The 11,756-nt window shown below is 76.8% G+C and carries 13 protein-coding genes; 10 read left to right on the top strand and 3 right to left on the bottom strand.

What is annotated here, in order from left to right:
- The first annotated feature begins 6 nt into the window (after window positions 1-6).
- Window positions 7-537, top strand: a complete 531-nt coding sequence (locus EFE23_RS17150) for an FMN-binding protein (protein WP_123241944.1) — start codon at window positions 7-9, stop codon at window positions 535-537.
- A 7-nt stretch (window positions 538-544) separates the two neighbouring features.
- The gene (locus tag EFE23_RS17145; RefSeq protein WP_123241943.1) at window positions 545-1,351 is read left to right on the top strand and encodes an FAD:protein FMN transferase; all 807 of its coding nucleotides are present in this window, start codon (window positions 545-547) and stop codon (window positions 1,349-1,351) included.
- Here the strand turns inward: EFE23_RS17145 and EFE23_RS17140 are convergent.
- Complete coding sequence (locus EFE23_RS17140) at window positions 1,333-2,523, bottom strand: FAD-dependent monooxygenase (RefSeq protein WP_123241942.1); 1,191 nt, start codon at window positions 2,521-2,523, stop codon at window positions 1,333-1,335. The genes EFE23_RS17145 and EFE23_RS17140 overlap by 19 nt on opposite strands.
- An 82-nt stretch (window positions 2,524-2,605) precedes the next feature.
- Between EFE23_RS17140 and EFE23_RS17135 the strand changes: the two genes are divergently transcribed.
- The 7 genes from EFE23_RS17135 (at window position 2,606) to EFE23_RS17105 (ending at window position 8,807) form a co-directional block, all read left to right on the top strand.
- A complete protein-coding gene (locus EFE23_RS17135; protein ID WP_123241963.1) occupies window positions 2,606-3,358 on the top strand; it encodes a TetR/AcrR family transcriptional regulator C-terminal domain-containing protein in 753 nt (250 codons plus the stop codon).
- Window positions 3,359-3,475: 117 nt separating this feature from the next.
- Entirely contained in the window at window positions 3,476-3,964 is a 489-nt protein-coding gene (locus EFE23_RS17130; protein ID WP_123241941.1) for a YbaK/EbsC family protein, read from the top strand.
- A complete protein-coding gene (locus tag EFE23_RS17125; RefSeq protein ID WP_123241940.1) occupies window positions 3,961-4,719 on the top strand; it encodes a monooxygenase in 759 nt (252 codons plus the stop codon). The genes EFE23_RS17130 and EFE23_RS17125 overlap by 4 nt, the downstream gene beginning before the upstream one ends.
- On the top strand, window positions 4,716-5,282 hold the full coding sequence (locus tag EFE23_RS17120; protein WP_123241939.1) for a GNAT family N-acetyltransferase: 567 nt from the start codon (window positions 4,716-4,718) through the stop codon (window positions 5,280-5,282). The genes EFE23_RS17125 and EFE23_RS17120 overlap by 4 nt, the downstream gene beginning before the upstream one ends.
- Window positions 5,282-6,121, top strand: coding sequence for a carotenoid biosynthesis protein (locus EFE23_RS17115; RefSeq protein WP_373684022.1), 840 nt, complete (start codon window positions 5,282-5,284; stop codon window positions 6,119-6,121). The genes EFE23_RS17120 and EFE23_RS17115 overlap by 1 nt, the downstream gene beginning before the upstream one ends.
- Before the next feature lie 58 nt (window positions 6,122-6,179).
- Window positions 6,180-7,307, top strand: a complete 1,128-nt coding sequence (locus EFE23_RS17110) for a glycosyltransferase family 2 protein (RefSeq protein ID WP_123241937.1) — start codon at window positions 6,180-6,182, stop codon at window positions 7,305-7,307.
- Window positions 7,308-7,319: 12 nt separating this feature from the next.
- Window positions 7,320-8,807: a phytoene desaturase family protein gene (locus EFE23_RS17105; protein WP_123241936.1), complete on the top strand. Its 1,488-nt coding sequence runs from the start codon at window positions 7,320-7,322 to the stop codon at window positions 8,805-8,807.
- 81 nt (window positions 8,808-8,888) lie between these two features.
- Here EFE23_RS17105 and EFE23_RS17100 read toward each other — a convergent pair whose 3' ends face one another.
- Together EFE23_RS17100 and metF are read right to left on the bottom strand one after the other, a co-directional pair.
- Window positions 8,889-9,578, bottom strand: a complete 690-nt coding sequence (locus EFE23_RS17100; RefSeq protein ID WP_123241935.1) for a CDP-alcohol phosphatidyltransferase family protein — start codon at window positions 9,576-9,578, stop codon at window positions 8,889-8,891.
- 44 nt (window positions 9,579-9,622) lie between these two features.
- Window positions 9,623-10,540, bottom strand: a complete 918-nt coding sequence (gene metF, locus EFE23_RS17095; protein ID WP_123241934.1) for a methylenetetrahydrofolate reductase [NAD(P)H] — start codon at window positions 10,538-10,540, stop codon at window positions 9,623-9,625.
- Window positions 10,541-10,754: 214 nt separating this feature from the next.
- Here metF and EFE23_RS29445 point away from each other — a divergent pair.
- Window positions 10,755-11,756, top strand: a 1,002-nt coding sequence (locus tag EFE23_RS29445) for a helix-turn-helix domain-containing protein (RefSeq protein ID WP_148058463.1), incomplete at its 3' end; no start/stop codon positions are given.

Here is an 11,756-nt window from a genome sequence, read left to right as displayed (position 1 = left end):
GGATCCGTGCGACGGATCACCATCTGGTTGCTCTCCACGGTGGCCGCCCTGGTGCTGCTGTTCAGCTACAAGACCAGCACCATGGGCGCGGGCGGGGAGACCAGCGCGATCGCCTCCGGCTCGGACGGCTCGGCCGGCAGCTCCTGGAGCGGGACGGACGACAGCGGCACGGACGGCAGCGGCACCGGCACCACCGGGTCGGGCCCGTCGAGCGGCGGCACGTCGGGCGACAACGGCAGCGGTGGCCCGTCGAGCGGCAGCGGCACGGCCACCGGGTCGGTGGCGCGGACCCGGTGGGGGCCGGTGCAGGTGAAGATCACCGTCGTCAACGGGAAGATCACCGACGTCAGCACCGTGCAGGTGCCCGACGGCAACCGCCGGGACCAGGAGATCAACGACTACGCGGTGCCGATCCTGCGGCAGGAGGCCCTGGTCGCGCAGAGCGCCCGGATCGACACCGTCTCCGGTGCCACCGTGACCAGCGACGGCTACCGGGAATCGCTGCAGTCCGCGATCGACGCGGCCCACCTGAGGTGAGGACGGGATGATGGAACTCGACCGCCGGGCCTGGGTGGTGCAGGTGATGGGGCTGCCGGTCAGCGTGCACCTGCGCGGGCCCGAGGTGCGCACCGACGCGGTGGCGGAGCGGGTGGAGCGGGTCTTCGCCGAGCTGCGCGGGATGGACGCGGTGTTCAGCACGTACCGGCCGGACAGCGTGCTGGGCCGGCTCGGCGGCGCGCTGCCCGACCCGGCCACCACCGCCGACCCGGTGGTGCGCGAGGTGGTGGAGCTGTGCGAGGCGGCCCGGGTGCGGACCGGCGGGTGGTTCGACGCGCGGCGCCTGCCGCTGCCCGGCGGCGGCACCGGCTTCGACCCGTCCGGCCTGGTCAAGGGGTGGGCGGTGGAGCGGGCCGCGCGGCACCTGGCCGACCTGCCCGGGCACGACCTCTGCCTCAACGCGGGCGGAGATGTGCTGCTGCGGACCGCGCCGGGCCGGCCGGCCTGGCGGGTCGGGGTCGAGGACCCGGACCGGCCCGAGCGGATGCTCGACGTCGTCGAGCGGGCGCACGGCGCCGTCGCCACCTCGGGCACCGCGCGGCGCGGCACGCACATCACCGACCCGCGCACCGGCCGGCCGGCCGAGGCCGTCCGGTCGGTCACCGTGGTCGGTCCCGAGCTGCTCTGGGCCGACGTGTACGCGACCGCGGCCGTCGCCCGCGGCGCGGACGCGCTGGACTGGCTGGCCACCCTGGACGGGTACGCGGCCCTGCTGGTGGACGTCGCCGGGCGGGTCCGGGCCACCCCGAACTGGCCCGGCTCCCGGCCGGCGGGTCAGACCCGCGCCGCGTAGTCGGGCAGGTCGGCCTCGGTGGCCACCGCGCCGACGCTGCGGATCAGCATCGACTGGACCGGGCGGGCGGCCAGCAGCCGGTCGCGCAGCCACAGCCCCCAGCCGCTGGCCGGGGCGAGGAACTGCCCGGGGCTGGCGCCGCGCTGCCAGCGGCCCGCGTACCCGCGCATCCGCCGCTCGTACGCGGGCAGCGCGACCCGGTGGTCGCCGCCGGCCAGGGCCAGCTCGCCGGCGAGCACGTACGCCCCGACGAGCCCGGTGCCGGCCCCCATCCCGCCCAGCGTGACGCCCCAGGCCGCGTCGCCGAGCAGCACGCTGCGGCCGGTGTGCCAGCGGGGCACCCGCACCTTGGCGATCGCGTCGAAGTAGAGCTCCGGCGCGTCCCGCAGGCCGGCCAGCAGCCGCGGCACGTGCCAGCCCAGCCCGGCGAAGGCGGTGGTGATCAGCTCCTTCTGCCGCTCGACGTCGAGCCGGTCGTGGTCCTGCGGAGGGCCGGTGAAGACCACGAAGGCGGTGGCCCGGTCCGGCTCGCGCGGGTCGGCGGAGACGCTGGCCATCCGGCCGGGCACGTTGTACTGCCGGGGCACGGCGTCCGCCCCCAGGTCGTTGGGCAGGTCCCAGCCGGCCAGGTGGTAGCCGAGGTGGGTCACGTACGCCGACTCGGGGCCGAAGGCCAGCCGGCGCACCCCGGAGTGCAGGCCGTCCGCGCCGACCACCAGGTCGACGGTGCGCTCGTCGCCCCGGGCGAACGCGACCCGCACCCCGTCGGCGGTCTCGGTGAGCGCCGCGATCCGGTCGCCGAACCGGTACTCCACCCGGTCGGCGCCGTGCTCGTAGAGGATCCGGGACAGGTCCCGGCGGCGGACCTCCAGTTCACCGCCGGCGAACTCGGCGGGCAGCCGGAAGATCTCCCGGCTGTGCTCGTCGACCCGGCTCATCGCCCCGGCGTGGGTCTGCACCGCGCGCAGATCGTCGAGCACGCCCATGGCGGCGAGCACGCCGAGGTGGGTCGGCCCCCGGAAGTCGACCGCGAAGCCGCTGGTCCGCAGGGCCGGGGCGGCCTCGACGACGGTGACGTCGGCCCCGTGCCGGGCCAGCCAGCAGGCCACCGCCGGGCCCGCCACCCCGGCCCCGGAGACGAGCACCCGGAAATCGCGCAGCGAAAAGGACATGTCTCCCCCGTAACCTAAACTGTTTCCGTCGGATACAGAGTACTGTAGACACAGTTTTGGTCCGCGGACAAGAGGGGTGCGCGTGGAGACCGGTGGCGTCGACAAGAAACGGCTCTACGAGCTGCTGTGGGGCACGCCCAGCGGCCCCCGGCGCGGCCCCCGCCCCACCCTGACCCTCGACGCCATCGCCCGGGCCGGCATCGCCATCGCCGACGCCGACGGGCTCGAGGGGTTGACCATGCAGCGGGTCGCCGAGTCGCTGGCCGTCACCAAGATGGCCCTCTACCGGTACGTGCCCGGCAAGGCCGAGTTGGTCGCCCTGATGCTGGAGACGGCGATCGGCGCGCCACCCCCACCCCCCGAGGGCGCCGACTGGCGGGGCCAGCTCGACGACTGGACCCGGCAGATCTTCGACCGGTTCCGCCGCCACCCGTGGGCGCAGGCCGCCACCGTCGCCCCCCGGGTGCCCGGCCCGAACGAGCTGGCCTGGGTGGAACGGGTGGTCGCCGCGCTCAGCGACACCGGACTCACCGGCGATGAGCGGCTGGACGTCGCCGTGCTCCTGGTCGGCCACGCCCGCAACCTGGCCCAGCACACGGCCGCCGGCACCGCGCCCGCGCAGGGCCGGGAGGCCGCCTTCGCGGTACTGGTAAGCGGCCGGGAAGAGCGCTTCCCCGCCCTGGACGCCGCGCTGCGTTCGATCCCCACCGAGGCCCCCGGTGACCAGGCCCTCGACTTCGGCCTGGCCCGCATCCTCGACGGCATCCAGGCCCTCATCAGCACCCGAGCCACTGCCGCCCCGCCCGGAGATCACCCGCCTCCTTCCCGGAAGTAGTGCCATCGCCGCTGGAATTGCCACTGTTTCCAGGAATCAGTGCGGATCTTGAGCGCGCGGCGGGACACGGGGTGGGGCGGGGACACCTGAGGGAACGCGGCGGGAAGAATGAGCGGCATGCAGTCACACCCGAACGTGCAGGCGGTGCAACAGGCGCTCGACGACGCGGGCGCGCGGGACGGCTCCGGCGGGGCGAGCCGGGTCCGCCTGCTGCCGGAGGCGGTGCACACCGCCGCCGCGGCGGCCGAGGCGCTCGGCGTCGGGGTCGGCGCCATCGCCAACTCGCTCATCTTCGACGCCGACGACGCGCCGCTGCTGGTGCTCACCTCCGGGGCGCACCGGGTGGACACCGCCGGGCTGGCCGCGAGCCTCGGCGTCACCCGGCTGCGCCGGGCCACGCCGGAGTTCGTCAAGCGGCACACCGGGCAGGTGATCGGCGGGGTCGCCCCGGTCGGACACCCCGGACCGTTGCGCACCCTGGTGGACACCGCCCTGGCCGGGTACGACGAGGTGTGGGCGGCCGGCGGCGTGCCGCAGGCGGTCTTCCCCACCACGTACACGGAGCTGCTGCGGATCACCTCCGGCGCACCGGCCGAGGTGGCGTGAGCGAGCGACCCGTCAGGCCCAGCAGCGAGGTTCCTGACCTGGTGACGCTGCACGTGTGGCGGATCCGCCGGACGGCGGTGCCCGGGGCGCTGCGACGGATGGCGGCCCACCCGTGGCGGCTGCGCCGCCTGCCCGGCGTCCGGTTCGCCAAGCTGCTCGGCACCGGGACCGGCACCGGCTTCGGCCCGGGCGACGCCGACCCGACCCGCTGGGCCGCCCTGGTGGTCTGGGACTCCCCCGCCGCCGCGGCCGGCTTCGACGCCTCGCCGGTCGGGCGCTCCTGGGCCCGGATCGCGCGCGCCACCGCCCGGGTGGAGCTGCGCCCGCTGACCAGCCGGGGCGAGTGGTCCGGGCGGCGGCCGTTCGGCGAGCCGTCCGGCGGCCGGGTCGACGGGCCGGTGCTGGCGCTGACCCGGGCCCGGCTGCGGACCCGCCGGGCGGCCACCTTCTGGCGGGCCGTCCCGCCGGTCGCCGCCGCCCTGCACACCGCCCCCGGGCTGCTCGCCCGGTTCGGCGTCGGCGAGGCCCCGCTGGGCTGGCAGGGCACGGTGAGTGTGTGGCGGGACCCGGCGGACCTGGTCGCGTTCGCGTACCGTCACCCGGAGCACCGCGCCGCGATCACGCGGACCCCGACCGAGGGGTGGTACGCGGAGGAGCTGTTCGCCCGGTTCGCGGTGCGGGACGTGGTCGGCGACCCGACGGTGCTGGGCTGGGCGGTCGAGGGTGACCCGGACACGGCGAGAGGACACGGATGAGGTTGGTGCGCTGGACCCCGGACGATCTGGTCCGGCGGCTGGACGACGTGGTGGCCGTCTACGGCGAGGCGATGGGCTACCGCACCGACCTGCTGGAGGCGCGGCGCGGCTACATCGCCACCCATGTCCGCCGGCCCGGCTTCCGCGCCGTCGCCAGCCTCACCAGCGAGGGACACCTGGTCGGCTTCGGGTACGGCTACCTCGGCGCCGCCGGCCAGTGGTGGCACGACCAGGTGCACCGGGCCCTCGACGCCGAGGCCCGGCGGCGCTGGCTGACCCACTGCTTCGAGGTGGTGGAGCTGCACGTCCGGCCGCCCGCGCAGGGGCACGGCCTCGGCGCCGGCCAGCTGCGCGCCCTGCTCACCATGGCGGAAGGCAGCACCACCCTGCTCTCCACCCCCGAGGCCGAGGAGCAGAAGTCCCGCGCCTGGCGGCTGTACCGCCGGTTCGGCTTCGTCGACGTCCTGCGCCACTTCCACTTCCCCGGCGACGAACGGCCGTTCGGCGTGCTCGGTCGGGACCTGCCGCTGCCCCCGCCGACCCCCGGCCCGGCCGCCCCGTGATCCGGCGCCGGCTGCCCTGGGTGCTGCTGGCCGTCCTGGTCCTCGCCCAGATCGGCTACCCGCTCACCACCGGCGCCACCCGGGCCGGGCTGACCCTGGCCACGGTCGGGCTCGGCTACCTGCTCGCCGTGGGGCACGCCCTGCTCAGCCGGGGTCCGCGTGCCGCGCTCGCGCTGGTCGCGGTGGCCACCGGCGGCGGCTTCGCGGTCGAGGCGCTCGGGGTGGCCACCGGCGTCCCGTTCGGCAGCTACGACTACTCCGGCGAGCTGGGCCCGAAGCTGGCCGGCGTGCCGCTGATCATCCCCCTGGCCTGGACCTGGATGGCCTGGCCGGCCTGGCTCACCGCGGTCCGGATCACCCGCGACCGGCCGGCGCCGGGCTGGGCGCGCCGCCTCGGCCGGATCGGTCTCGCGGCGCTCGGGCTGGCCGCGTGGGACCTCTTCCTCGACCCGCAGATGGTGGCCGAGGGCTACTGGGTCTGGCGGGACGCCACCCCGGCGCTGCCCGGCCTGCCCGGCGTCCCGGCCAGCAACTACCTCGGCTGGCTGCTCTTCGCGGTGCTGCTGATGGCCGCGCTGCGCCCGCTCGCCGGGCCGGCCGTGGACCGCGGCGACGGGCGGGACGCGCCGATGCTCGCGCTCTACCTGTGGACGTACGCCTCCAGCGTGCTGGCGCACGCGGTCTTCCTCCGGCTGCCCGCCTCGGCGCTCTGGGGCGCGGCCGGCATGGCGGTGGCCGCCGTGCCGCTGGCCGTGGCGCTGCTGCGCGCCCGACGCGTCGGCGCCCCGCCCCGGACGGCGGAGCCGGCGACCCGCACCGGCGTCGACGCGCCGGCATGAGCGGGCGGCCCGGCGCGGTGCCGCCGCACGGACTCGCCGGTGGCCCGGAGGCGCCGGCATGACCGCCGTGCTCGCCCTGGTGGTGGCGGTCGCCGCGCTCACCGCGCACACCGTCGTGAACGCCACCCGCTGGCTGCGCCGCCCCGGCGCCGGCCCGACCGAGGTGACCGAGGCGGTGGCGGTGCTGCTGCCGCTACGCGACGAGGCCGCCCGGGTGGCGCCCTGCCTGCGCGCGCTGCTCGCCCAGCGGGGCGTACCCGACCTGCGGATCGTGGTGCTCGACGACGGCTCGACCGACGGCACCGCCGACGTGGTCCGCGCGGTGGCCGGCGACGACCCGCGGCTCACCCTGCTCACCGGCGTCGCCCCGCCGCCCGGCTGGCTGGGCAAGCCGCACGCCTGCTGGCAGCTGGCCAACCGGACCGACCCGGCGCCGACCGTGCTCGCCTTCGTCGACGCCGACGTGGTGCTCACCCCGTACGCCGTCGCGGCGGCGGTGACCGAGCTGCGCGCGGCGAGCGCGGCGCTGCTGTCGCCGTACCCCCGGATCGTGGTGCGGACGGCGGCCGACCGGCTGGTGCAGCCGCTGCTGCAGTGGCTGTGGCTGACCTTCCTGCCGCTGCGCGCGATGGAACGCTCACCGCGGCCGTCCCTCGCGGCGGCGGGCGGCCAGTTCCTGGTCGTGGACCGGGCCGGCTACCTGCGGGCCGGCGGGCACGCGGCGGTGGCCGACAAGGTCCTGGAGGACATCGAGCTGGCCCGGGCGGTCAAGCGGTCCGGCGGTCGGATCGCCCTGGCCGACGGCTCCCGGCTGGCCAGCTGCCGGATGTACGAGAACTGGCCGCAGCTGCGCGACGGCTACGCCAAGTCGCTCTGGGCCTCGTTCGGCCACCCGGTGGCCGCCGCCGTGGTGGTGACCCTGCTGCTCCTGCTCTACACGGCTCCCCCGCTGGTCGCGGTGGGTGCGCTGGCGGCCGGCACGCCGGCGGTTGCCGGCGCGGCGTTCGTCGCCTGGCTGCTGGGCGCCGCCGGCCGGGTGGTCACCGCGCGGGCGACCGGTGGACGCGCCTGGCCCGACGCGCTGGCACACCCCGTATCCATCACGGTCCTCGGTTGGTTGACCCTGCGGTCGTACCATCTGCGGAAGCGACGCCGGCTCACCTGGCGGGGTCGCGCGGTCAGCTAGGAGGGGCACGTCATGGCGCGGATCGTGATCATCGGCGCCGGCGTGGGCGGGCTGGCCACCGCCGCCCGGCTGGCGGTCAACGGGCACGAGGTCACCGTGTTCGAGCAGGCCGACACGGTCGGCGGCAAGCTCGGCCGGTACGCCCACGACACCCCGGCGGGGACGTACCGGTTCGACACCGGTCCCAGCCTGGTCACCCTGCCGCAGGTCTTCCACGACCTGTTCGAGGCGACCGGGGCGAAGCTCGACGAATACCTGGACCTGGTGCCGCTGGACCCGATCGTCCGGCACGTCTTCCCCGGCGGCGGTCCCACCCTGGACTCCTGCGCCGACCCGGCCGAGTTCACCGCCCGGATCGGCGCCGCCCTCGGCGATCGGGCCGCCGCGGACTGGCAGCGGCTCTGGCGGCGGGCCACCCGGGTGTGGACGGCCTCGCACCGGGACATCCTCGGCCGGGCCATCGACTCCCCGCGCGACCTGGCCGCGCTGGCCTGGCGGCTCGGCGACCTCGCCGCCATCGGCCCCGGCCGCACCCTGCGCGGCCTCGGCCGCCGCCATCTGTCCGACCCGCGGCTGCGGATGCTGCTCGACCGGTACGCCACGTACACCGGCGCCGATCCGCGCCGCGCCCCGGCCGCGCTGGTCGCCGTCCCCTACGCGGAGCTGGCGTTCGGCGGCTGGTACCTGCGCGGCGGGCTGGGCAGCCTCGCCGACGCGCTGCTCTCCCGCTGCCTGGACCTGGGCGTGGTGGTGCAGACCGGCACCACGGTCAGCCGGATCGACGCCGCCGGCGGCCGGGTGCACGGGGTACGCCTCGCCGGGGTGGCCGCGCCGGTCCCGGCCGACGTGGTGGTGGCCAACGTGGACGCGCTCACCCTCTACCGGGACCTGCTGCCCAGCCCCCGCCGGCTGGCCGGGCTCACCGACCGCAGCCTGGCCGGCTTCGTGCTGCTGCTCGGCGTACGCGGGGACTCCGGGCTGGCCCATCACACCGTGTTCTTCCCTCGCGACTACGACGCCGAGTTCGACGCGGTCTTCGGCGACCCGGGCCGGGGCGTACGGGCCCGCCCGGCCCTCGACCCGACCGTCTTCGTCACCGTTGCTAACGACCCGACGGTCCGCCCGGACGGGCACGAGGCGTGGTTCGTGCTGGTCAACGCCGCCCGGCACGGCACCGCCCCGGGCGCGGTCGACTGGCGCCGGCCGGGGCTCGCCGAGGCGTACGCCGACCGGATCCTGGACGTGCTCGCCGAGCGGGGCGTCGACGTCCGGGACCGGCTGGTGTTCCGGGAGATCCGCACCCCGGCCGACCTGGGCGCCGCCACCGGCGCGCCCGGCGGGGCCATCTACGGCACGGCGGGCGGCCTGCTCCGCCCGGCCAACCGGGGCCCGGCAGCCGGGTTGTGGCTGGTCGGCGGCTCCACCCACCCCGGCGGCGGCCTTCCCATGGTCACCCTCTCGGCGCAGATCGTCGCCGACGAGATCGGCCCCGCCTGGTGAAAGGCGGGGCCCCTCGTTAACGCTTGCGGTAGAGCAGGGGCCCCTTGTTAACGCCTGCGGCGGGCCGGCCGGCCCGCCCGGTCAGTCGGCGCCCATCAGGGCGCGGCGGACGGCGGTGAGGAGCTGCCCGAGGCCGAACCCGGCCAGCAGCACCCACACCGTGGTCGCCATGGTGATCGTGCCGGCGATCAGGTCGGCGTCGACCAGCCCGGTCAGCCCGGCGACCAGCAGCCCGACCAGGGCCACGCACACCCGGGTCGGCCGCTCCCCCACGGTGACCGCGCCGATCTCCCGCATCCCGGCCGAGACCGCGCGGGCCCGGACGTACTCGTGCAGCCAGGACAGGCCACCGGCCGCGGCCACCAGCGCGCCCGGCGCGCCCAGCAGCCAGAAGGCGATCAGCCAGGCGACCTCGCCGAGCCGGTCGGCGACCGAGTCGTAGACGTAGCCGAGCCGGGTGGTGCGGTTGGTGGCCACCGCGACCGCGCCGTCGACGCTGTCCGCCACGGCGGCGAGCAGCACGAACAGCGCGCCGAGGAACGGCCCGTCGCCGGCCCGCCCGACCAGCGGCGGTACGCAGAAGCAGAGCAGCACCCCGACGACGGTCACCGCGGTCGGGCCGATCCGGAGCCGACCCAGGACGAAGCCCACGTGGTAGGCGAAGCGCAGCCACGCACGGACCACCGGGGCCGCCACCCGCGGGTCGAAGCCGCCATGCAGCCGCGCCCACGCGGTCGCGTACTGGTCCCAGTTCAGCTGTGTGCCCACCACGGATCAACCGTAGAAGGGCGGAGCGGGTGTCGCGGGCCGGGTCGTCACACCCGCGCGCCGGCCCGCAACTGCTGCCAGACCTCGCGGGTGGCGGTGGACCGGTTGAGGGTGATGAAGTGGATCCCCGGCACGCCCTCGTCGAGCAGCTTGGCGCACATTTCGCTGGCCTGCTCGATGCCGAGCCGCCGGACCGCCTCCGGGTCGTCGGCCACCCGCTCGAACCGTTCGGCCAGCGCCGGCGGGAACGGCGCGCCGGAGAGCTGCACGGACCGCTCGATGGTGCCGATCTGGGTCACCGGCATCACCCCGGCCAGGATCGGGGTGTCACAGCCGGCGGCCGCCACCCGGTCCCGCAGCCGCAGGTAGTCGTCGGCGTCGAAGAACATCTGGGTGATCGCGAACTCGGCGCCCGCGCGGCACTTGCGGACGAAGTGCGCCGTGTCGCTGGTCACGTCCGGGGAGCGCGGGTGCTTGTACGGGAAGGCGGCCACCCCGACGCTGAAGTCGCCGGCGTCGCGGATCAGGCGGACCAGCTCCTCGGCGTAGCGCACGCCCTCCGGGTGCCGGACCCACTCGCCGCCCGGGTTGCCCGGCGGGTCGCCGCGCACGGCCAGCACGTTGCGGACACCGACCGAGGCCAGCCGGCCGATGACGTGCCGCAGCTCGGCGACCGAGTGGTTGACGGCGGTCAGGTGCGCCATCGGCAGCAGGGTGGTCTCGGTGGCGATCCGCTCGGTCACCGCGACCGTGGTGTCCCGGGTCGAGCCACCGGCGCCGTAGGTGATCGAGACGAACGAGGGGCGCAACGACTCCAACTCGCGGATGGCCTGCCAGAGCAGCCGCTCCCCCTGCGGGGTCTTCGGCGGGAAGAACTCGAAGGAGAACGTCGGCTGGCCGTCGCGGATCAGCTCCCCGATCGCCGGCTGCGGATTGGGGAGGACGGAGGGAAGACCGAGCGCCACGCCCCGACTGTAGTCGCCGGGCCCCGCCGTACCCAGGGTCTTCCCAGCCCGCGAGCACGGCCCGGCGGAGCGTCGTACCCCAGAGGTAGAAACGGGTCAGCGCGGTGGGACCGGCCGGCGGCCGGTGTCCGGGGGCCCGCGCGGGGGTCAGCACGACCGGCGGCGCGCCGCCGGATCCGCGTCGCCACCCGCGCCGAGGCCCTCCGGAGGACCGATGAGCCCGTTCCCGTCGCCCGAGCCGCGCCCGCTCGGGCCGCTCCTGGCCGAGCTGCGGTCCGCGCTCGGCTGGAGCCAGCAGCGGCTCGCCGGGGCGCTCTGTGCCGCCTCCGGCGTGCCGACGCTGACCCGGCACGAGGTCTCCCGGTGGGAGCACCAGCGCCGGCTCCCCGGCGACTTCTGGCTGGGCTGGCTCGCGGTGGTCCTCGGGGTGCCGGGTGCGCTGCTCGCCGACGCGGCGGCGCACAGCCGCCGGCTGGCTGCGGTGCCGGCGGCGGTCGACCGGGCCGGCGCCCGTTCGCGGGCCGCCCTGCTCGCCCTGGCCCACCGCTGGGCGGCCGACCCGTCCCGCGCGCCGCTCGGCGCCCCACTCGCCGCACCCGCCCCGCCGGTGCCCGGCGGAGCGGCCCCGGACCGCGGACCGGCCCCGACCGGCGCCGGACCGGACGGGCCGGCCGGTGACGACCTCGCCGAGCTGCGCCGCTGGGACGACCTGCTGGGCGGGGCGGACCTGGCCGGGCACGGCGCCCGCCGGCTGCACCGGGCGGTCCGGGGCTACCGGACCGCCGGGCCGGCCGCCCGCCGCCGGCTGCTGCCGGAGCTGGCCGGGTCCGCCCAGCTCGCCGGCTGGCTCGCCGCCGACGCCGGGGAGGTGACGGCCGCCCTGGACGCCTACCGGTTGGCGCTGCGCGCGGCGGCGGCCGACGCCGATCCGGCGTTCGCCGGGCACGTGCTCGGTTCGGCGAGCCACCTGCTGGCGGGCGTGGGCGACCCGGCGGGGGCACTGGCGCTCGCTGGCGCCGGGTACGCGGGCTGCCGGGACGTCGCCTCGCCCGGGCTGCGGGCGCTGCTGCTACACCGGCTGGCGTTCGCCGCCGCGCTCGCCGGGCGGTCCCGGGCCGCCCGCCGGGCACTCGACGCGGCCGGGCGGGCCGGCGATCCCGCACCGGGCCGGGAACCGCCCTGGCTCTACTGGCTCGACCCGCCCGAACTGGCCGCG

The sequence above is a fragment of the Micromonospora solifontis genome, from assembly GCF_003725545.1.
GTDB lineage: Bacteria > Actinomycetota > Actinomycetes > Mycobacteriales > Micromonosporaceae > Micromonospora > Micromonospora solifontis.
Note: the sequence above shows the minus strand (reverse complement) of the source record. Positions and strands in the feature narration are given on the sequence as shown.